General features: G+C 47.3%; 17 protein-coding genes. 7 read left to right on the forward strand and 10 right to left on the reverse strand.

The features are described 5' to 3' along the window. Positions 1 to 149 precede the first annotated feature (149 nt). Positions 150 to 3,623, forward strand: coding sequence for a carboxypeptidase-like regulatory domain-containing protein (locus ACYVGO_RS28750; protein WP_460972224.1), 3,474 nt, complete (start codon positions 150 to 152; stop codon positions 3,621 to 3,623). Positions 3,624 to 3,923: 300 nt separating this feature from the next. On the opposite strand, the gene ACYVGO_RS28755 is transcribed toward ACYVGO_RS28750, so the two are convergent. Together ACYVGO_RS28755 and ACYVGO_RS28760 are read right to left on the reverse strand one after the other, a co-directional pair. Further along, the gene (locus tag ACYVGO_RS28755; RefSeq protein ID WP_460972225.1) at positions 3,924 to 4,844 is read right to left on the reverse strand and encodes a helix-turn-helix domain-containing protein; all 921 of its coding nucleotides are present in this window, start codon (positions 4,842 to 4,844) and stop codon (positions 3,924 to 3,926) included. 70 nt (positions 4,845 to 4,914) lie between these two features. Continuing rightward, the gene (locus ACYVGO_RS28760) at positions 4,915 to 5,715 is read right to left on the reverse strand and encodes an SDR family oxidoreductase (protein ID WP_460972226.1); all 801 of its coding nucleotides are present in this window, start codon (positions 5,713 to 5,715) and stop codon (positions 4,915 to 4,917) included. 347 nt (positions 5,716 to 6,062) lie between these two features. Between ACYVGO_RS28760 and ACYVGO_RS28765 the strand changes: the two genes are divergently transcribed. Next, positions 6,063 to 6,455 (forward strand): barstar family protein, encoded by a 393-nt coding sequence (locus tag ACYVGO_RS28765; RefSeq protein WP_460972227.1) that lies wholly within the window; start codon positions 6,063 to 6,065, stop codon positions 6,453 to 6,455. 84 nt (positions 6,456 to 6,539) lie between these two features. Here the strand turns inward: ACYVGO_RS28765 and tpx are convergent, their stop codons facing one another. Together tpx and ACYVGO_RS28775 are read right to left on the reverse strand one after the other, a co-directional pair. Continuing rightward, positions 6,540 to 7,133, reverse strand: coding sequence for a thiol peroxidase (gene tpx / locus ACYVGO_RS28770; RefSeq protein ID WP_460972228.1), 594 nt, complete (start codon positions 7,131 to 7,133; stop codon positions 6,540 to 6,542). Between the two features lie 369 nt (positions 7,134 to 7,502). After that, complete coding sequence (locus tag ACYVGO_RS28775) at positions 7,503 to 7,970, reverse strand: Hsp20/alpha crystallin family protein (RefSeq protein WP_460972229.1); 468 nt, start codon at positions 7,968 to 7,970, stop codon at positions 7,503 to 7,505. Positions 7,971 to 8,369: 399 nt separating this feature from the next. On the opposite strand from ACYVGO_RS28775, the gene ACYVGO_RS28780 reads away from it, so the two are divergent. The 4 genes from ACYVGO_RS28780 (at position 8,370) to ACYVGO_RS28795 (ending at position 13,053) form a co-directional block, all read left to right on the forward strand. Next, positions 8,370 to 8,981, forward strand: a complete 612-nt coding sequence (locus ACYVGO_RS28780) for a cupin domain-containing protein (protein ID WP_460972230.1) — start codon at positions 8,370 to 8,372, stop codon at positions 8,979 to 8,981. 303 nt (positions 8,982 to 9,284) lie between these two features. Next, a complete protein-coding gene (locus ACYVGO_RS28785) occupies positions 9,285 to 10,400 on the forward strand; it encodes a Fic family protein (protein WP_460972231.1) in 1,116 nt (371 codons plus the stop codon). Between the two features lie 365 nt (positions 10,401 to 10,765). Beyond that, on the forward strand, positions 10,766 to 11,290 hold the full coding sequence (locus ACYVGO_RS28790) for a recombinase family protein (RefSeq protein WP_460972232.1): 525 nt from the start codon (positions 10,766 to 10,768) through the stop codon (positions 11,288 to 11,290). A 362-nt stretch (positions 11,291 to 11,652) separates the two neighbouring features. Next, positions 11,653 to 13,053: a serine hydrolase domain-containing protein gene (locus ACYVGO_RS28795; protein WP_460972233.1), complete on the forward strand. Its 1,401-nt coding sequence runs from the start codon at positions 11,653 to 11,655 to the stop codon at positions 13,051 to 13,053. Positions 13,054 to 13,503: 450 nt separating this feature from the next. Here the strand turns inward: ACYVGO_RS28795 and ACYVGO_RS28800 are convergent, their stop codons facing one another. From ACYVGO_RS28800 to ACYVGO_RS28810, 3 genes are all read right to left on the reverse strand, one after another. Continuing rightward, on the reverse strand, positions 13,504 to 16,170 hold the full coding sequence (locus tag ACYVGO_RS28800; RefSeq protein ID WP_460972234.1) for a permease prefix domain 2-containing transporter: 2,667 nt from the start codon (positions 16,168 to 16,170) through the stop codon (positions 13,504 to 13,506). A 3-nt stretch (positions 16,171 to 16,173) separates the two neighbouring features. Then, entirely contained in the window at positions 16,174 to 16,509 is a 336-nt protein-coding gene (locus ACYVGO_RS28805; protein WP_460972235.1) for a PadR family transcriptional regulator, read from the reverse strand. Positions 16,510 to 16,848: 339 nt separating this feature from the next. Continuing rightward, positions 16,849 to 17,589, reverse strand: coding sequence for a carboxypeptidase-like regulatory domain-containing protein (locus ACYVGO_RS28810; RefSeq protein ID WP_460972236.1), 741 nt, complete (start codon positions 17,587 to 17,589; stop codon positions 16,849 to 16,851). A 390-nt stretch (positions 17,590 to 17,979) separates the two neighbouring features. Between ACYVGO_RS28810 and ACYVGO_RS28815 the strand changes: the two genes are divergently transcribed. Beyond that, positions 17,980 to 18,276, forward strand: coding sequence for a hypothetical protein (locus ACYVGO_RS28815; RefSeq protein ID WP_460972237.1), 297 nt, complete (start codon positions 17,980 to 17,982; stop codon positions 18,274 to 18,276). Between the two features lie 549 nt (positions 18,277 to 18,825). On the opposite strand, the gene ACYVGO_RS28820 is transcribed toward ACYVGO_RS28815, so the two are convergent. The 3 genes from ACYVGO_RS28820 to ACYVGO_RS28830 all read right to left on the reverse strand — a co-directional run. Next, positions 18,826 to 19,704 carry an MBL fold metallo-hydrolase gene (locus ACYVGO_RS28820; RefSeq protein ID WP_460972238.1) on the reverse strand — a complete coding sequence of 293 codons (879 nt, stop codon included), beginning with the start codon at positions 19,702 to 19,704 and terminating at the stop codon, positions 18,826 to 18,828. A 206-nt stretch (positions 19,705 to 19,910) separates the two neighbouring features. Beyond that, positions 19,911 to 20,348 carry a hypothetical protein gene (locus ACYVGO_RS28825; protein WP_460972239.1) on the reverse strand — a complete coding sequence of 146 codons (438 nt, stop codon included), beginning with the start codon at positions 20,346 to 20,348 and terminating at the stop codon, positions 19,911 to 19,913. A gap of 409 nt (positions 20,349 to 20,757) precedes the next feature. Then, positions 20,758 to 21,008 (reverse strand): hypothetical protein (locus ACYVGO_RS28830; RefSeq protein ID WP_460972240.1); only part of this gene is annotated, 251 nt, incomplete at its 5' end.

The raw sequence follows: 21,008 nt of genomic DNA on the forward strand, positions 1-21,008 counted from the left end.
CTGAATTGTCTCTTCTCATTTTCACCCCTTTTGTCCACTTTTACTTGACGACGTACAACTTTACACTCTTGTGTATGGGCTTAACAGGCACAACCCTGTTAAAATGGCTCATCAAACAAAGGCGAAATAATTGAATGAATAAATCAACCATGTCCAGGGTGACTCGTGTGCTTGTTGTAATTGGCCTGATTAGTAGCCTGATAGCTGGCAGGGCACCTGGCGTATTGGCACAAAGCACTACTACCCTCACCGGCAACGTCCGCAATGCCGCTACGGGCGAGCCAATGCCGTTTGCCAATGTTTATCTCAACAACAGTACAAACGGTACCGTTAGCGACACGAAAGGAAACTTTGTACTGATCAATGTACCGTTGGGCACCGTAGAGCTGGTGGCTTCATTTGTGGGGTTTCAAACGACCCGCCAACCATTGCGGTTGATTGGTAATCAGGTTACCCCGATAAGCTTGCGGTTGAAGCCCGGCGATCAAACGTTGGCCGGTGTAACGGTAACGGCTAAGCGAAACGAAAAGGTGTGGCAACGGCAGCTTCAACAATTTAAGACGCAACTATTCGGCGACCCTTTTGGCAGCCAGTGCGTATTACTCAATCCGGATGTGCTACAGTTCAAAGAGGATAACGGGCACCTGAAAGCCGTAGCCACGGAACCGCTCCGAATTCAGAATCAGGCATTAGGTTATCAACTCTGGTTCGACCTAACCTATTTCGATGGGCAAACGAGGCAGGTGTACTACAGCGGCTCGGCCCGGTTTGAAGAGATTGACCAGAAGAATAAGCGGCAGGAAAAACGATTTCAGCGGAACCGGATGCGGGCCTACCTAGGCTCAACCCGGCATCTGATGACCAGTTTAATCGCCGGAGACTACCAGCAACAGCACTTTTTAGTGTATGAAGAACTGGATTCTACCCTGTCCACTGACAAAGCAAATGCTTCCGTTACCTTAAAACAAGCCATCGATCAAAAGCTACGACCCATTCGCCAACCGGACCTAATTCAGCCGGGCCAGTTGCCCTTTGAACGCATGCTCGTGCTAAACAAGCCCCTCATTGTTTTATACACCAAAGCGCTATCCCCCTACTCGCCCTACCGCGATGCACCCTATGCATACACCCGAATAAAACTACCCACGGGTTCAATGCAGATGCACACCAATGGCTGGATAACCGTGCCCAATGGTGTGCAGATGCAAGGCGCTTTAGCCCAGGATCGGCTGTCGACGCTACTTCCCGCCGACTGGCAACCTACGCCATCGGATGCAGTGATTACTCCCAACGGGAACGATTTAATACAGGCAATCCCCACTACTAAAATTGCTTCGTATGCCGAGAAAGCGTATTTGCATACCGACCGGGTGCACTATGTAGCGGGCGATACCCTTTGGTTTAAGGCGTATGTGGTTGAGGCTACCGAGCATAAATCCGGCGCTCTCAGCCAGACGCTGTACGTCAATCTGGTTGATTCGACCGGCACACGTCAGGTTAGTCAACGGCTCCGTCTTGACAGCACAGGGCAAGCCCCTGGTAACATCACCTTACCCGCATCACTCCCGAGTGGTACTTATCAACTCCTGGCCTACACGAACTGGATGCGGAACGCGGGTGATGAATTCCTGTTTCGAAAACGTATTCGGATTGAGTCCGCAACGGCCTTTCCGGTTGCCACTGCATTGACTCCGTCAGTCGGGCTGACGTTACGTCTGTTCCCCGAAGGCGGCAACTTAGTCGAAGGACTGCCGGCACGGGTAGCGTTTCAGGCACTCGATGGCCAGGGCCGAAGTTTAGCGATAAAGGGTGTGGTCACCAATCAAAAAGGGGATACGTTAAGCGATTTTCAAAGCCTGCACCGGGGCATGGGTACATTCACCCTTACGCCCCAGCCCGGTCAGCATTATCGCGTATTGGCCACCTCTGCCGATGGTCCGATACTCCCGGTAGAGCTGCCAGAGGCCTTACCTACGGGCTATGCATTGGCCGTCGATAACCTAACCAATCCGCAGGCACTACGCGCGTTGATTCGGAATAATCAGCCCGAAATGGGGCAATTAACCTTATTTGCGCATATGCGGGGGCATATTTGTTATCAGGCCCAGTTAGATGCCACCAAAACGGATCTGCTGGTGGCCATTCCGTATGACTCGATTCGGCAGGATGGGATTTTACACTTGACGCTGTTTGATGCCGATAATCACCCGGTGGCCGAGCGGCTGGCCTTTATTAATCAGCATCGAGCATTACGCATTCAAATCCAGCCCGACAAAGACACGTATCGCCCCCGGCAAGCCATGACGCTCAACTTTCTGGTTAGTGATGCATCGGGACAACCCATTGCAACCAAACTTTCGCTAGCCGTTACTGACACCAAGCAGGCTGTAGAACTGGAGCCGGGAGCGGCTACCCTGCGGAGTTACCTGTTACTTACCTCCGATTTACGGGGCCACATCGAGGCCCCGGACTATTATTTCGAGTCGATGGACGACCACGTCCGGCAGTATCTGGATTATGTGATGATGACGCACGGTTGGCGACGCTTTAGTTGGCAAGCCCTCTTGAGCGATAGTACCGCTCGTCCGAGTTACGGCCTGGAAACAGGCTTATCGATTGGCGGTCAGGTACGCTATGGGGATGATAAGCAACCAGCTCGTGAAGCTTCGTTAACAGGTATTATCAGAACCAGCCAGCGTTTGGTGCCGATGGACATCAGGACGGATAAGGAGGGCCGGTTTTCGATCGGGAATCTGTTGTTTTCCGATACGGCGACCGTCATTATCCGTCACCTCACGAATCGGTCGATTCGTCTCTCATTGGAGGAACAGACTGTACCTGACCTGGTGTCCCTACCTTCCTTATCGGTTCGTGGCGTAGCTGATCAGCAGGCCCGAATCAATCAGGCTCTGGAGACGCAGGCGGTAGCCAGACAAAGACGTGAAAGGGGCGGGCGGTTACTACAGGCCGTTAACGTGAAGGCTCGAAAGGTAACGGATAGTCGGAGTGATTATCGTCGTATCATGTACGGGACTGCGGACGCAACGGTAGTCGCCACCGATCAGATGCGTTCGATGCCCACGGTTTTGCGCATGATTCAGGGCCAGGTAGCGGGCGTTACCGTTTTTATGAATGGGGATGGCTCGGGTTCGATCAGTATCCGGAACGAGCCAGCTGCGGTGATGATGGATGGGGCACTAATTGATAATACCGTTCTGGCAACCATCAATCCCAACGATGTGGAAGCGATTGATGTATTAAAAAATCCGGCTACCTACGCCATCTTTGGCGTACGGGCTCGCGGTGGGGTCATTAATATTCTCACCCGGCGGGGTGGAGACGGCGAAGCACAACCCAATCAGGCTATCAGTAAGATTGCCGGTTACACGGTTAGTCGGGAGTTTTACTCCCCCCAGTACGCTAATTCGACCACCGACACGACTCCGGCAGATGGTCGGGCTACCCTGTATTGGAATCCATCTCTACAAACTGATGCTCATGGTAAGGCAACTGTAACGTTTTACAACACCGATAAGGCATTGACGATTCAGGCGGTGGCAGAAGGCATAAGTTCGGATGGATTGCCGGGTACAGGAAGAGTAGTGTATTCAGTGAAAAAGTAACCGTATACGACCGATTAGATTGGACAGATATTTAGAAGTTAGTGTCTCACAATAACGCTCCTAAATGAGACGAGGGGGCAGGCATCACGACCTTATCGACTGATTTTACCCAGATGGGCAAAACAATGGCAAACCGAATTGAACAGCGAGCCATTCATACAATTGAAAATCCCCTGAAGTTAACCATCAGGTAGTCTTTATGAATTAGCGAGGGAGTTACGCCCAAGGCATAGGCTACAACTACCCTTTGACGGATTAAAAGGTGTGATTAATTTTTTAAAGTTAATCGCTTAAGCGCTGTCAATTAAACGACTGACGGAATTCCAGCGGAGACAGATTGGTTTTTAACTTAAATAATTTGCTAAATGACTGCGGGTGTTCGAATCCCAACTGATACGCGATTTCGCCTACAGTCAGGTTGCTGATCGTCAACACTTCCTTGGCTTTCTCGATGAGTTTATGGTGAATGTACTGCTGCGTATTCTGTCCGGTGAGCGAGCGCAACAGGTCACTTAAATAGCGGGGCGAAACCTGTAATTCATCCGAAAGAAACTGAACAGTTGGCAATCCTCTCAGCAAGGCAGTCTCCTTGGTAAAATAGGTATGCAGCAACCTATCTACCTTTTCCAGCAACGCATTATTGATCGGTTTACGGGTTCTAAACTGGCGTTGGTAGAATCGCTGACTGTAGTTTAACAGGAGCTCTAGTTGCGCGATCAATACATCCTGACTGAGATCGTCGATAGCTGTTTCCAACTCGTCGCCGATATTCTTTGCCATAGCGGTAATAATGGTTTTTTCTTTATCCGAGAGGTGTAGCGATTCCGTGACTGAATACGAGAAAAAACCGTAGTTCTTGATCTTAGTCGCTAACGGGTAGTTCCATAAAAAATCGGGATGGACCAACAAGGTGAAACCTGAACTGGACTCTGCTGTTTGCAGGCCTGTTAAGGGTTGACCGGGTGATGTAAAAAACATACCGCCTTCATCAAAATCGTACGTAGTTTGCCCGTATCGCATTTTGCAACCCGCCGATTCGTTGTAGGTAATGTTGTAGAAGTCCATAACGAAGGGAGGTGCCAGCATCTCCGGGGTAATTTGCACCTGGCTGTAATCCAGCAGGCTGATCAGCGGATGCAGGGGCTTGGGTAAGCCAAAAGCCCGTTGCATATCGCTGATAGACTGGTAGATGCGCGGTTTTTGTTTATGGTCTGCTTTCATCGTTCTATCCGGTTAATGCCGGTACACGCTGTTAACGCAATGTACCGGCATGCAATTCCTGACATGACGCTTAGGCGTCGGCAAGCATTTGTTTCAACCCTTCTCTAAACACCTCATCGCCTACAGCAAGACGCCGGGCGTACAGGGCTTTTGCGTCTTCGCCACATACATAGCGTAAGGTGGTTGTGCCATCCGTAGCCGCTCCATAGACCACTTCGGCAATTTGCCCGGCTGTAGACACGGCTTTGTCGGGCGTTATCATCGCCATAAATTTATTCATGATTGGTTGGTAAGCCGGGTGAGCCGCAAAAACGGACCGATCGCCTATCTCGGTAGCCACCAGGCCAGGCTCGATGGTTTTAATACCAATCCCAAATTCATTCAACTCAAACGACAGGCTTTCGCTCCAGCCTTCCAGGGCCCACTTGCTGGCATCGTACATGGAGCTGACGGGAAAACCCATCAAACCAGCCGAAGACCCGGTGGTGATAAATAAGCCGGCTTTCTGCTCCCGGAAGTAGGGAATAAACGCCTGCGTTACCCGAACGACGCCCAGGAAATTGGTATCCATCTGCCGAACGATCTCCTCATCGCTGATGGCTTCCAGGGCACCCAGCACCGCATAACCGGCATTGTTGAACACCACATCTACAAGGCCCAGCGCCAGCGCCTTTTGTACTGTTTCATTAATCTGTTTCCTATCGGTAACATCCAGTGGAAGCAGCGTTACATTGTCTAGCTTGTTGAGTTCTTTTTCGTTTTCGGGTTTGCGCATGGTCGCGATCACATGCCAACCTTTGGCCGCAAACAGTTTTGCTGTTGCCTTACCTATTCCAGCCGAAGCGCCCGTAATAAAAATGGTCTTTGTCATCTCTTCTCGTCAATTTTGGAGTGACAAAGCTCTTGCGCTAACGCTGACCGGCTGTAGTGAAAGTGGTGTATCTTGTAGTCAAAATGGTAAGGTATATGTGACTGTTTGTGTTTAACAAATATTAAAAAGCTAGTGTATCGTAAAACGCTCATAATTGAGACTAAGGAATATTCATGTGTCTGCTCCTTTTATTGGGCATTTTCTGCTACCAACCCATCCTGGGATATTTATTGTCCCTAGGCCATATATGTAGCATCAAGATTTAATGTCAATGTGGCGGCATCAACGTCAATTAAAACAAGTTAATTTAACTGTATCTTGGTTATGCACAGGTCCAGCATTGAACGATGGTCAAACGGATCGAGATCGACGGAAACGCAATCAGTGACATTGCCTCCTTTTATGAGGAGATCAATAGGGTATTGATGGTCGACGAAAGCTGGCGGATCGGTCAGAGCCTCGACGCCTTTAATGATTTACTGTATGGGAGCTATGGAGGACTGCAAGGCGTCCAATCAGTTGAACTTGTTTGGCACTGCATAGATCATAGTCGGAACGCTTTGGGCTATCAGGCCACACGAGCTTACTATCAGGATAAGCTCAGGCCTGACTCGCCCTATAACAAAAAGCTGTTTGCCAAAAAGTTAGAAGCGCTGGAGGCTGGCTCCGGAGAGACGTATTTTGACAGTATCATGGCCATCCTGGCCGATCATCCAAGCATTCGGGTGATTAATGCGTGAAATTGGTGGTGTTCGTCACGATTTGAACGGAGTCTTGAGCGTCTCTCTGATCGGAAGCCATTGGCTCTTTTTTCCATATAAACGCTACTTAATGACTGCCAGTGCGGCAGCGTAATCCGGCTCTTGTCCGATTTCCGGCACCTGCTGTTCGTAGATAATTTTTCCGTCGGGATTCACCACGATGACCGCACGACTTAACAGACCTTTCATCGGCCCGTCGGCAATTTGTACCCCGAAAGAATTCCCAAAATCAGTTCTGAAATCCGACAGCATCACCACATTTTTAATGCCTTCCGCCCCACAAAACGCTTTCTGGGCAAACGGCAGATCTTTGGAAATACACAGCACGGTGGTGTTTTTTAGCCCAGCCGCATCCTCATTAAATTTGCGTACCGATTTGGAACAAACCCCGGTGTTCACACTGGGAAAAATATTCATGATTACGTATTTGCCTTTGTACTCCGCTAACGAATTATCCTTTAGATCAACACCGGTCAAGGTGACCTCTTTTATCGGTGTTCCCAGGGCGGGTAGTTTCCCCACGGTATGAATAGTTTTACCCCCTAGCGTAATGGCCGTGCCAGGAGTTTGTGCCAGGGCAACACCTGTCATGAATAGGCCTGCCAGAGCCAGAAAAAAGAGTTTAAAGGCCTGTGTAGAGTTTTTGGTAGCGGTCATAAAATACATTCCAATGATAGTGGTTCACCAAATGTACTTAGAAAATAGTGATGTTTATCCAGTGGCTAAACCAATATAAATCTGACATGCCCGATCTACACCTATCCGGTACAACTTGGCCTGTAAAACGGAACAAAGGGCTAGTGGCTGACCCGTGTTTTTTAGTTCTGTATGGTATTTTGGCTGGTCAGCATAATTGGGGGTGTAAATTCTTAATTAAACGCTCTTTTAAGTATAAAGCTAGTTTTCATAGCTACCCATGCTAATCCGTAGCAGACACACCTCAGAATAGCACAATTTAAAATAAGGTAAAAAAGAAGGTGGTGACATCACATGTCACCACCTTCTCAAGAGTAAGCCTAACACTCGTTAGTTAATTTGGATTTGAGTCGGTGCCTTGGGTTTGGCTTCTTCCTTCTTAGGCAACACAATGTGCAAAATACCATCCTCATAGCGGGCCTGGATCTGCTCTTGATCGCATGAGTCAGGTAGCCAGAATGAGCGCGAGAAGGCATGATAACTGAACTCGCGTTTGGTGTATTGACCCTGCTCATTTTTCTCTTCCTGCTGATCTTGCTGCTGGGTCGAGACCGTCAGCTTCCCATTATGCAGACTCAGATTAAAGTGCTCTTTCTTCAGGCCGGGGGCAGCTACATCGATCTGGTAGCCTTCCGCATCTTCCTTGATGTTGACCGCGGGCACTAGCGTTCCGACCTGAGAGCGGGTAATGCCGGGCCAGTTGCGGTTGAAGTTAAATAACTCGTCCATGTCTCTGCCCATGAATTCATCCAGTAGAGAGGGCAGTTGTCCGTTTCCATTGAATTTAACCAGTGACATCGTTGTAAGAGGTTTAAGGTTTGACATAAAGTTTTGTCAAAAATCTCCTAAACAAGCCGTATGCCAACGATCAGCGGCATTCACTTAATGGATCAAAAAATGACAAAATGACATTTTCTGGCTGGGATCACTTGCCAACTAGACAGTCGTTGGCTTACAGACCCCTATCCACCCTGGGGTCAATTGCCAGGCATTGGCTGTTGACCAACCCACCGATTGTATATCGACTTTTGAACAGGTATTTATAGTAGGGGAATCAATATAGAGAACTCCAGGTTAACTCCTTGTCGATTATCAGTCTTAGTTAGCCCTCCCTCCTGAGACGACAGAGTATTCATGTATCTGCTCCAAAAATGGGACAGTTAAAAGAAGAATAAACTAGCGGGACAGCCCAAGATTATGGATGGAAGCAACTGGTTTTTTTTACCACTCATTGTTTACATTCACCAACTTAAACCCTTAACCCTCCGCATGGCTACCAAAGGACAAATCCTGGATATGACCCCCATCGGTATGAAGTTTACTGTCTTACAAGCCAGTGCCGACACCCTAGGCGAGTCCTTAGATCTTTACTGGGAGTTGTTGCCAGGTTGTAACATGAAGGACCCCTTGGTGCATGTCCACCCCGATGCCATCGAAACCTATGAGGTGTTGGAGGGTGAGATGGAGTTCTTTATCGAGGATCGGTGGATGGCCGCCAGCCAGGGAGACCACCTCTGGGTTCCCAAAGGGGTTACCCACTGTTTTCGCAACCCGACCGATAAGATCGTACGTGTCTTGAATTCGCATCAGCCTGCCTTGAAGATGGAAAACTATTTTGAGGATGCCTGTAAAGTACTGGATAAGCTTACCGATCAGGGTCGGAAACGGTTTCGGATGAATCTACGCACGGTGCTGTATATGAGTGTTCTGATGAACAACTATCGAGGGGAGATTATTGCAAAAAGCCCACCTGATGTGGCCATCAAATCGCTGGGTTGGGTAGCCAAGGTTTTAGGATTACAGTATTAGTGGTTGGGATGATCAGCCCGCTAGTAGGCGATTCTGTTGGGTGCAGACCTGACTTCAGTAACTAAAAACTTTATCGTCTCCTAAAAGGCTCCTAAATGAGACGGCTTACCATATCTTATGTTGAAGAGCCCTTTTAGAGCGAAGTAGAAACCTACTCAAAATTCTGTGTAATTGAAATTACAGTCGTAGTACTTAGTGAGCTTGTATCATACTGTAAGTTGAAAATAAATATATGAGTTATAGATTCTTTTCTATAACTCATATATTTATTAATATTGAGCTATAGATTCTTTTCTATAACTTATGAAATGGATTTGGCAGCTACCGAAATGGCCACAGTTCACATTTGATCTAACAAAGTTTACTCACTTTGAGAGAGAATTTCATCGGAATGCAGGGGTGATCATCGGATCATTAGCTGCAGTTTCTGCCGATGAAGTCAATGAATTACGGGTTACTTTACTCAGTAATGAAGCACTTGACACCTCAAAAATTGAAGGAGAGATCTTAGACCGTGACTCCGTTCAGTCATCGATTCGCAAACAGTTAGGCCTACAAACAGATGGGAGAAGAGCGGGGCCAAAAGAAATAGGTGTGGCTCAGATGATGGTTGACGTAGTCAAAACCTATCAGGAGCCACTTGCCCAGGAACGTCTTTTTTTGTGGCATAAAATGATCATGAATGGCCGAATTGATCTAGAAACGATTGGCGGTTACAGGACCCATGCCGACCCCATGCAAATCGTATCAGGTCGTTTAGACATGCCTAAGGTATTCTATGAAGCTCCTCCATCCGATCGTGTAGAAGTGGAGATGAATCAATACATTAATTGGTTTAATCGGGCAACTGAAGCGCAAATACCAACAGTTATTCATGCGGGGATAGCCCATTTATATTTTGAATTGATCCATCCCTTTGAGGATGGAAATGGACGCATAGGCCGTATCATTGCCGAAAAAGCACTGGCCATCGGAGCCAGACAAACTTTAATTACCTCCTTGTCCAGTACGATCGAGCGAGACAAAAAAGCCTATTACCAGGCTTTAGAGCGGGCAAACACCTCGTTGGACATCACGGAATGGCTGATCTATTTTTCCAAAAAGATTCTGGAAGCACAAGTCTATGTTCAGGAAATGATAACCTTTATTGTCGACAAGGCTCGGTACTTTGAAACCTACAGTGCCCAGTTAAATGATCGACAAACTAAAGTAGCGTTACGTTTATATCAAGAAGGACTATCTGGCTTCAAAGGAGGCTTAAGTGCTGAAAATTATATTCGTATTACAAAAACCTCAAGAGCTACAGCTACCCGAGATCTAGCCGAAATGGTTGACCTCGGTGCCTTAAAGAAGCAAGGAAAGCTACGGCATACGCGCTATTATCTTCCTTTACAGGACGTAGCTGAAAAAGAGCCATAGATTGAGCTGTAGACCAGTATCCTTTAGTCGATACCCTTACACAATGGTTTAAGTGGAGTAGCGGATCTTGAGTTAGTCGGTACAGATCGAACAACCATCACAAAATAGAACCGTCTCACAAAAACACCTCACAAGGAACTGAGGAGTTTTGTATAAATCTGCTTCTTCAATGTGGCGATGGCAGACCGTTATTTGAGGAGATGCAACCAACTAATCACGAATCGCATCTCCTCAAAAACGATCTACATCAGTGCCTACTATTGTGGCAGGTTGACCGACGGTTGGCTGCTGCTGTTCGAATACTTTTATGTTATTTGGCTACGCCCGTGTCTCAACCGCACCGGCGGCCCGGACAAAATCAAAACTTGAATCTGCAATTGGATGACCTGAAAAAGGCTGGCTGTCAAAAGATCTTTCAAGAAAAGGTGTCAGCTGTCAAAGAGCGACCCCAACTACAAAAGCTATTAGAGATCCTTCGTAAAGACGATACAGTTATCGTTTGGAAGCTTGACCGGTTAGGCAGGTCGCTAAAAGAGCTCTTTACGCTGGTCAACGACTTTCAAAGCAAAGGCATCGGATTTCGCAGTCTGAATGATGCTATTGATACCACCACCGCACAAGGTCGGTTAGTGTTCAACCTATTTGCTTCACTAGCCGAGTTTGAGCGCGATCTGATTCGTGAACGTACCAAAGCGGGTTTGGCCGCAGCACGTGCCAGGGGACGAATAGGCGGCCGGCCGAAAGGACTTACTGCCGAGGCCCAAGTGAAAGCACGAGCCGTGAAGTCCATGCATGCTCTTAAAACCCATACGATTTTAGAGATTGGTCAGTTGTTTCATCTCAGCCGAGCGACGGTTTACCGCTACTTAGCTTGGCAAGAAACAAAATAATGGTTGCTTCGTAAATGGGGCGTTTTGTGAAATGCAGCAAATAGAGGGGTGGATGAGGCATCAAGGACACGGAATTGGTGAATCACTACTTCTCAAGTCCCCTAACTAGCTATAGGATCCTGCGCCTACGAAGCGAAAGAGCAGCCTCACTAGCTACTAGCCCAATCGCATCACACTTGGCAGCTCCTTCAACTTGGTTGGGTGACCCTGGCCTGATCAGTTAAAAACGGACAGTTATGTCCGGCAGTGGACATCTGCCTAACCTAATTAAAGCAATAGCGGCAGCTAAAGGCATTTTTTTGCCTTGGTACAGTCCTTGCCATACCCAAGATGAACGCTAGTCATCATTCAGTACCTCCCTTATGAATAAGTGCTTACTCCTTACGCTGCTTCTCCTGCTTTCCCTGACCTGCAAAGCCCAGCGACTCTCCTTCCGATCTTACCAAAAACTTAAGGAGTTCCAGGGACTCTACCAATACCAAAATCGAACCACGCTCAAGCTAGCGGCTTCGCCCCGAGATTCGCTCCTCTATGCAATTATTGCCGAGAGTCGCTACCCCCTGTATCCCATTGGCGATGACCTATTTCGAAATCAACGTAACGATACCATCCGCTTTCAGCGAGACCCACAAGGGAAAGTGATCACCTATTGGGTAAACCAACAACAATTTCGCCAACTCAGTGATACGCTGCGGTTCCCCATCCAAATGTGGTATCCCCGGATAGGGCAATCCGACCAATCCTATCGCTATCACCCACCTATCGCTCAACAGGACGGGTTGAGGGTGGGCGGTCTTCAACAATCGGGCTTAGATTCTACCCTGCTAACGACGATGATTCAACAAATTGTTAAGGGCACGTATCCCAATATTCATTCTGTTTTGATTATTAAAGATGGTCGGTTGGTGGTTGAAGAGTATTTTTATGAATACAACCAACAGCGTCTCCATCAACTCCGCTCAGCCACCAAAAGCTTTATTTCCGCTTTAACCGGTATCGCCATTGATAAAGAGCTCATCAAAAGTGTGCATGAACCGGTCTTACCCTTCTTTCCCGAATACCAGGTTAGCAACAATTCGGATACCAAACGAGCCATCACCATTGCCCACTTATTGGCAAACCAAAGTGGTTTAGACTGTGACATTACCAATGCGAACGCAGTGGGTAATGAAACCCAGATGGATTATTCAGCGGACTGGGTAAAATATACGTTGGATTTGCCCATGAGTGATGTACCTGGAGGCAAAGGGATGTATTGCTCCGGTAATCCGATAACGGTAGGCCGTATCGTTGAAAAGCAGACCAAGTTATCCCTGCCTGAGTTTGCCCAACAAACGTTATTCGCTCCCTTGGGCATCACCCAGTTTGATTGGCACTTTCAGCCTGATTCGTCGAGTGCTGAAACCTACTGTCAGCTTTCGTTGCGTCCCCGGGATATGGCTAAGTTTGGCCTTTTATATTTAAATAAGGGCCAGTGGCAAGGCAGGCAACTCATTTCACAAGACTGGGTTACCACCTCGTTAACCAAACACTCAGTGGTACAAAATGTAAATTATGGTTACCTATGGTGGCTAAAGTATTTAAATGCGGGTGGGCGTCGTTTCGAAGGCTTTGCCGCCCAAGGCAATGGTGGCCAACGGATCTACATCTGGCCTGAGCAAAACATGGTCACGGTGATCACGGGGGGCAATTTTAATCAACAGTCGCCTGCTGACGAACTCTTGGCTAAGTACATCTTATTGGGCTTTACCAATCAACGATAATAGCTTGATTTGACTTTTGCTTCCAAGTCATCTCTGAATCGTCCCTATTTTATGTCGGGGAGATCGTCTGACTCTACTTGAACAAGAAAGTCTCAATCCCATGAAAACGCTCTCACCTGAGACGATGAGAGATTGGCTGTCCGAAATTCGGGCATTTTAAGCGACGGACATCCATGAAATAGTGCTTAGCTAATCTGTAAGCTAATAGGCCCTCTTCTCGTTTCACTGCTCCGACCCGCCATAGCCTACCAGGCTTGGCCTCATCTGTACATTTTCAGCTGACTCTATACACTTATCGCTTACACTACACCACTGCAGAACCGTTTTGTTAGCAACGAGTGTCCTTCTTCTCGCCACTGGTTATCGGTCGTTCCAGTCTCGTCAGGGTGTCTCCCTACAGAATGAATGGTCTCGCCATTGTCCCAACCCGCCAATGAAGTTTTAGCTTTTTTACTCGGCTTTTAAAACGTTTACCGGTTCAATTTGCCCCGCTCGAATGGTTTGGGAGAGGACAGTCAGAAGCCCAATTAGGGCAACCAAACCAAAGGCTATGCTTATATTGAGAAGACCCAAATCAAGATAACTGCCCATTTCTTTTCGTAGTAAATTACCACAAAACAAGCCCGCTGGAATACCAATAAGGCCGGCAATGAGCATAAGAATGCTAAAACTCCTGGTAACTATCCACACCAATTTTAGATTGTTTGCGCCTAATATTTTTCTGATACCCAGTTCTTTCGTGCGCGTTTCTACCGAGTAACTGGCGATGCCTAAAATGCCCAAAGCAGCGATGATCATTACAATCAGGGCAGAGCCACCAAAAATTTCCAGTTCTCCACTGATTTCTCCTGAATAACGATACGCTTTTAAATTATACAGATTGGCCGTTTTCTGGGGAAAATGGTCTTTCCATACCGATTGAATGGCCTTGGTCGCTTCCAGTTCTGCACTTGGCTTTATCTTAATGGTCAAGGTGGTTATTTCATTAGGCAAATACCGATAGAGTAAAGGGAGTGGTTGGCCAATAAGCTCATTGGGTAGGATGCCAATGACTTGGACAGAGGCCGAGTCCAGCAAAAGAGTTTGCCCCACTAGGGTCTCCGATTTAGAGGCCAATAAGTTGGCGGCAGCTTCATTCACCAACACATATTGCTCCGTACGCTGGGGCATAGTTTTAGGAAAATTTTGCCCAGCTAATAAGCGGATACCTTCGGAGTCAATGGTGCGTGGGTCAATACTTACGTAATTTATGGCCAGTGTTTTATCGTTTAGCGTTACCGAATCTTTACCCAGTTTAAGGGGTTCATAGTACCAGTTGGTGGCCAACGTCGTTTCGACCTGACTAAGCTGACTTAGTTCATTTTGCATGATTTGATAGTTTTCACCTTTCAAATCCAGTGTTAGCACATTGGATGGCACGGTTGAGCGGATGATTGCCTGGTTTTTTCGATCATAATCGGCTACGATGACAACCAATATCATAAACAGGATGGTCACAGAAAATTGAACGACAATCAACGCTTTGTAAACCGCAACCCCCCGGAACAGCTTTATAGTCTTCAGTTTACGCAAAACCTGTATAGGCTCAAACGCGGACAAGAGCCAGGCCGGAAGTGCTCCTGCTACTAAGCCCGTGATCAGGGCGTAGGTTATCAAGCCTACTAGTAAGGTTATATCCCAGGAGAATGTCACATCATCCATATCGGGTATATAGTGGGCTAAAAGAGTAACACAGGGCACGGTAAAGGCCAAAGCAAACAGGGCAACCAGGGTCGATTCCATTAAAAATTGACCGATAATTTGTCCTCTTGTTGCACCTATGGTTTTGCGAACACCCACTTCTTGCGCCCGGGAGAAAGCACGTGCCAAGGCCAAACTGATATAATTGAAAGCCGCTAACAGGGTTAACGATAGAATGATGAATAGCTGCGTTTTTACGTCTTCCCAACTCGTGCCCGCATGGGAATTATTTTTAAGATCGATTTTTCCCGGGGTAATCTCTTCGATGGGTTGTGCCAAAAATTGAAGAGTGCTCTTAGCCAATTTCCGAGTATAGTGCTGGAGCGTTGCATTCAGTTGCTCTAACTTACCGTCTGATTTTAAACGGGCATAAATGGCTGAACTCTTGAAGCCTCCCCACTCTTGTGAACTAATAGGGATGGCTCCTTTTTTTTCCAGCAGTTCAGCAGCACGAATGGATAACATGGCCTCAATGGGCAGATGGGTTTCTAAAGGCGGGTCCTGAATTATTCCCCCAACGGTATAATAGCCTAACTTTTCAACTTGAACCGTATGTCCTACCACATTGGTACTGCCAAATAGTTTCTGGGCTGTTTTTTGGGTTAAAAAAAGAGTGGTGGAATTATTGGCCAGGCTTTGTGCAGTACCTGACATCAATTGAAAGCCAAACACATCAAAAAAAGAAGGCTCTGAAAATGTTATGTCAATGGGTACATCACCCTTGTCGGTTTGCAGGTTATGTTTTCCGGCCAGACGTAGTTTGACCGTTTTTTCAACAAAGGAGACGCTGTCCAGTTGAGTCGCCAAGGGCAAGGGAGCGGTTGACCAGTTGGTTTGTTCCCCCTCAGTTGTCTCCTGGGTGAGTATACGTACGATCTGATTTAATTTTGGATGAAAATGGTCGGTATCAAAAGTGGCTTTCAGACCAGTAAACAGAATAACGCCAACGGCCATACTCAGGGACAAGCTCAGGATATTGACTAGGGAAAACAGTTTGTTTTTCCAAAGGGTGCGCCAGGCGATTTTAACATAGTTGCGAAACATATCCGGATGAAGTAGAGATGGTGAGGAGTGTTCAGGGGTAAAGTAAGGATGGGTGGTAGCCACTTGCTTTAGGAAGGGCTCCTGTTGCCGGTTGGCCAGGCTGGCCACTCGACGCCGAAGATAATAGGGGCGAATGACCTTCAGCGCTTCGAGGACATACCACCAACGAGCGCGACTGGGGCCTACTTGGTCAACCCGCTGGGCAAATTGCTCGTGCAGATCTCCTTGCAACTCTTCCAGCAGATCAGGGGGCGTCAACCAACGGAGCAGGCGGTCGGCCCAGCGGGGCGGGCGCTGAGGCTGAGGTGTTGGGGCGGAGAAAGACTTGTTCATCGGTTATGAAAAGAAAGGGGTGGGTAAAGCCTCCCAAAATCCCATCCGCAGTTGACGCATCTCCCGCAGTACTTGCTGCCCAGCCGCCGTCAGGGTGAATAAGCGTTTACGTCGTCCACCCCGGGCTAAGGTAGCTCCACCTAAGGCTGAGCCAACGAGGCCTTTTTCCTCCAGGCGGTATAAGACCACATGCACTCCTGTGACGGACGTGGTACGTTGGGTACGTTGCTTGAGTTCGTCGGCAATGGTGACGCCATAGGCTCCAGTGGGATGTTGTTGAAGCAAGGCCACGGCGAGCAAGACCAACTCTTCAAACTCCCCTAGGTAGGTTCGACTCATGACAGATAGGCTAAAAAGGCATATTTCTTTAGTACTTGTTGAACAAATAGAGTGCCAAGTCCGTAACTGATTAATTTTCAGTAACATATCCTAATAGCTATTAAATAGATGTCCGAAACCGTACAAAAGCTGTCCGGTTATAAGTAAGCATGGACCATTTATATAACCTCTGATTTACACATGGGAGCATTCTCAAAATACCCTCCAAACTGAGACGATGAGAGATTTGAGCATTTATAATTCGGGCGATTGGTGAGATGTGAAATTGCATCCTTAAGCAAATCAAAACACAATTATTCTGCACTTTTGCGAATCCTACTAATGGACCAAAAGCACTGATTATAGCGTATTGACTAAAAGGAGCAGTTCGTAACGGGTGTCACCGACAAAATCTTTTTCACCAAATAAACCGGTTACCGACGGTGCATAATCCTTAAATGAATCTTTAATCGTTACGCCCAATTTCTCGCCGGTTACCCGATCACGAGCGGTGATTTTATACTGTCCTAGCGGTATATCATTAATGTGATAGCTGTGCTCCGGCATGGTCGTAACGATTTTCTTACCCGTGCTGCCGTCCACCAGTGGTCCAACGGGTTCGAGGGTAATTTCCAGATTTTCCCACACAACATTATTCACCTGATGGTGGACCTCCAGAGTAGCTCCGAGAGGCATGTCGTTTTCGCCATCATCGGCGGTACGCTTGCCCGTCAGGCGAAATACAAAGTTACGAACGGCTCCGTCATACGCTGAAAAGACCCGGGTATCTTCCTCATACAGGGCCATTTTGAAGTTTTTGCCCTGATACTTGAGCGTTATCGTTCCGGAGACAGTATATGACCCGGCAGCAACACCCGTCGGCACTTGAAAACGGTAATTGCCGCTGGCATTGGTATAACCAGTTGAAGTCCTGTTGTACCAGTCTGTGCTGCTGGCCACAATTTCGGCATTGGCAACAGGCTTACCCTGATTGTCGACAACGCGACCTTTCACAATGCCTTCCTGGGGTATAGCTGCATCTGGGCCAATGGCGCTGTCGGTAGAATTGGTACAGGCCGATTGCGTAACGATTGCAGCCATGAGTAAATAACAAATAGCGTATTTCATGAGTAGAAGTTCCTGTTTCAAAGCAGGGTTTAGCGTTTCGATGTGCAAAACTGCCTTTGCCAATGACGCCTTGAAATGGGGCTCTGACTGAATTGCCAGTTGTGTGTAGCCAATTGCAGTAATCGCTGCGTGGATTGTACGATACGCCTGTTACTATCCGATAGCGCATCCTAAAGGCTTGTATTCGAGAATTCGGCCCACACACTGTTAATGTCTCCATGCAGATGCTGATGCAGGCTTATTCCTCAATTCATTCCGCACAAACCTCAACCCAGTGCTTACTTCTGCCAGTTAACCGGCCTCTATTTCGATTCGCCTACTTCACCGGCCAATTTTGCATCAAACACAAAAACAACCTTTACCATGCAATCAATTATCCGCTTCCGTTTCATTTGGTTCGCGCTGCTCATTAGCACCACCTTATTCACTAGCTGTAAAAAGAGCAGCGTTGATCCACAACCCGCCGACCTGGCCGATCGGGTGGCAGGGACCTACACCTATTCGGCGTTTACGATGAATGGGCAAACGCGCCCTGCCAGTGAAACCAACCTCACTGGAAAGGTCAGGGTTAGTCGCGAAACGGCCAACTCTGTGCAGGTTGCGTTTGCTATTACCCAAAAAAATTGCAATCCCTTCCTAGACAGCAAAATTGCGATATAACCTTAGGGGAGGCAAATGGCGAAATTATTTGTGAAATCGACGGGCTTGTTTTTGCCCGGAGCAAAGGCGCAACCCTGATGATTAACGGTTTCGATACCGACGATAAGCCTTACGTAGTGACCGTCACGAGATAATCTCTACAACACCCTTACCAACAAACACCCCATGAGCTTGCTCAAAAAACACATAATCCTGGCACTCACTACACTTACTCTGCTGGGTTCCTTATCGTTCTTTGCTATAGTCTTCGGAGGCCGCGTCACCGAAACTTAAAAGCGTAGACCTATGCTGGGTGAACCACAGCGTAGAGTTCGGGTAGATGAACTTATCGCCGATATTCTATTGAATGTTTGAGTTTGGGCTTGAACTGACTCAAACATTCAAGTGGTTTTCTAATCAATTGTTAAATTGTCTCGTTATTCGCTCCATTCCGTGAGATACTTATTATCGAGCCGTGACCGCTTCAAGGCCGGCCCAACTGGAGAATGTGAATTTTTCATCAACTAGCCAGCGGTCAGTACGGCTACAACCAGCCAATAACGAATCCATTTAGTTAATCGGATCGCTTCGCAAAATATCCCAATGCGTTTGACCCGGTAGAAGCCGATGAACCGGAATGGTTACGTGAAAGGCGGTGCAGTAACGACGAATGGCCTCGTCTATTTCTTCAGAAGAATACCGCGACGAGAAATGACCCAGAATCAGCGTTCCAATGTTAATATCACCAATAGCCGCCAAAACATCTTCCAGCGTGCTGTGTTGATTCCGGTTCGTTTCTAAGGTAGCAAATTCGGCACGGGTTAGGAAGGTCGCTTCATGAATCAAGATCTGCGTGTTATTCCACTGATCAAACTTCTCCGCTGGTGTGTCGCCTGAATAAGCTAGTAAGTTTGTCCTGATTTCATCTGTCAGATTTTCCCGCCCAACCTTTTCCGCTAACTGCCGCAAATCTTCCCCTGATAGGTCGAAGAAAGCTGATTTGAGCTTATTTTTTGTTTCGTAAATCTGATAGCCCAAGCTTTTTACTTCATGCGGTGGTGCTTTTACAACATGATTGTTGCGGGCCGATTGCACAAATAAGTCTTTACGAAGCTGAACGTGTTGCTGATCACCAATCGGGTGCCATACCGTTTTTTTGACTCGCTCATCAAATTGTTTTGAAAAGGTTTCAAGGCCTGAAATTGACTCCGCATCGGCTGGATAATAAACGGCTGGAAAACCGTCGCGGGCGTTTAGTTCATTCAAGCGCAACAGGCCTGTTACGTGGTCGCGGTCAGCGTGCGATAGGAAAATATGATCAATCTTGCGAGATTTCTGTAAGAGTGTTGGGGCTATACCATCGCCCGCGTCGAGTAATAGGCGTAGCTCTTCAACGAAATACCAGGTTGAAAATAGGGCAGTCGAATAACCAGTTATCGTCAGTATCATTTACGCACGGGGACTGGCTATTAATACAGCGCTATATCCAGTTTGTTTGGCCGCTATCGTGATTTTCTACGTTTTACGTTTATAGGCTATTCAACTGTTGCAACGGTTTGACCTTTTAAACCAGTTCACTCTGTATAGGACTGATTGAGCTAGACAGGTATTAAAAAGTTAGTATACTAAAAACGTTGGTTTGGGGCGTTGGTGTTTTAGGCTGGACCAGGTACCGCCACCCTTAACCGCCATTTTCGCTGGTTCCAGAACCGGTGCCAGACGCCTGCCTCATCTGCCTTATAGAAGCCCGATTTGCGTTCCGGATTGCCGGGTTCAATGATCGTCCAGCAGTCCCCTTTCAGGAGCCCACTCAGCTTGTGGATCGTTCCCGCCTGGACCTGGTGTGTTGTCCCCGGTAGGCGCTTGTGAGTGGTCAGGGCTAACGTCCCGTTGTCTTTTAGCTCGGCTACTACCTCAATGTACCCCCCCGATAAAATAGTCGTGCGAAAAGACCATGGGTGATCATGAAACAGCTCGTCATTGGCCGCCGTAAAATGATGTAGTACACGGCCATCGCCTAAGTGATATTTAGTAAATGTTTTATTCATTCGCTCCAGGCGAATAATGTCTTTGGGGGTTGAATACGATTGCATAGATTTCGGTGGGCCTGAGTAGTAACCGGCCGCTCCCACTTTTTTTCAACTGCAAAAATAGTAACGAAGTTAGTGGAAGGTCTATACCCGTATGTAATTGATTAAGTTGAAAAAGATATTAAAAAAATCAGTGTCTTATAAAAGGCTCTTTATCTTATGAATAAATAAACCGGTAGTGCAATCTATAAGCCACAGATCCGCCGTTTTGCCTGCACCGACGGGCAAACTGGGATAGAGCAAAGGAGAAACTAGCTAATACGCCTTTAGAACAGTGGTCTGGTATTGACGATAGAGACCGTGATTTTCAGAAGGAAGAACGCATTCAGAAGTCAAAAGGCTATCGCTGTAAGGCTCATTCTTAGTAGAATAAAAACGCACGCTTGATTCACAGCCTCGGCGCTCGTCGGGGCTATTTTGTTGGACAGATTTTCTGTGTATTCAGATAGCTTTTCGATAATTCATCTTGAATCAACTGGTGACGAAAACGCCATTGAACCCCGTCTATCTCAACCAGACCTGTTTTGTCCGCAACAGTGTTTAGAAATGATCTTAAAAAAAACGGAATTGCTTTTTCGCGCCACAGTAGCACGCGTAAAGTAAAGTTGTACGTCGTCAAGTAAAAGTGGACAAAAGGGGTGAAAATGAGAAGAGACAATTCAG

The sequence above is a fragment of the Spirosoma migulaei genome (assembly GCF_054776855.1).

What these genes read in the sequence shown, in the direction of transcription:
- ACYVGO_RS28800 (WP_460972234.1), bottom strand. Translation starts at nt 16,170, where the DNA reads ATGAACAAGTCTTTCTCCGCCCCAACACCTCAGCCTCAGCGCCCGCCC.
- ACYVGO_RS28755 (WP_460972225.1), bottom strand. Translation starts at nt 4,844, where the DNA reads ATGAAAGCAGACCATAAACAAAAACCGCGCATCTACCAGTCTATCAGC.
- ACYVGO_RS28785 (WP_460972231.1), top strand. Translation starts at nt 9,285, where the DNA reads ATGAAATGGATTTGGCAGCTACCGAAATGGCCACAGTTCACATTTGAT.
- ACYVGO_RS28750 (WP_460972224.1), top strand. Translation starts at nt 150, where the DNA reads ATGTCCAGGGTGACTCGTGTGCTTGTTGTAATTGGCCTGATTAGTAGC.
- ACYVGO_RS28765 (WP_460972227.1), top strand. Translation starts at nt 6,063, where the DNA reads ATGGTCAAACGGATCGAGATCGACGGAAACGCAATCAGTGACATTGCC.
- ACYVGO_RS28820 (WP_460972238.1), bottom strand. Translation starts at nt 19,704, where the DNA reads ATGATACTGACGATAACTGGTTATTCGACTGCCCTATTTTCAACCTGG.
- ACYVGO_RS28780 (WP_460972230.1), top strand. Translation starts at nt 8,370, where the DNA reads ATGGATGGAAGCAACTGGTTTTTTTTACCACTCATTGTTTACATTCAC.
- ACYVGO_RS28805 (WP_460972235.1), bottom strand. Translation starts at nt 16,509, where the DNA reads ATGAGTCGAACCTACCTAGGGGAGTTTGAAGAGTTGGTCTTGCTCGCC.
- ACYVGO_RS28825 (WP_460972239.1), bottom strand. Translation starts at nt 20,348, where the DNA reads ATGCAATCGTATTCAACCCCCAAAGACATTATTCGCCTGGAGCGAATG.
- ACYVGO_RS28810 (WP_460972236.1), bottom strand. Translation starts at nt 17,589, where the DNA reads ATGGCTGCAATCGTTACGCAATCGGCCTGTACCAATTCTACCGACAGC.
- ACYVGO_RS28795 (WP_460972233.1), top strand. Translation starts at nt 11,653, where the DNA reads ATGAATAAGTGCTTACTCCTTACGCTGCTTCTCCTGCTTTCCCTGACC.
- ACYVGO_RS28760 (WP_460972226.1), bottom strand. Translation starts at nt 5,715, where the DNA reads ATGACAAAGACCATTTTTATTACGGGCGCTTCGGCTGGAATAGGTAAG.
- tpx (WP_460972228.1), bottom strand. Translation starts at nt 7,133, where the DNA reads ATGACCGCTACCAAAAACTCTACACAGGCCTTTAAACTCTTTTTTCTG.
- ACYVGO_RS28815 (WP_460972237.1), top strand. Translation starts at nt 17,980, where the DNA reads ATGCAATCAATTATCCGCTTCCGTTTCATTTGGTTCGCGCTGCTCATT.
- ACYVGO_RS28775 (WP_460972229.1), bottom strand. Translation starts at nt 7,970, where the DNA reads ATGTCACTGGTTAAATTCAATGGAAACGGACAACTGCCCTCTCTACTG.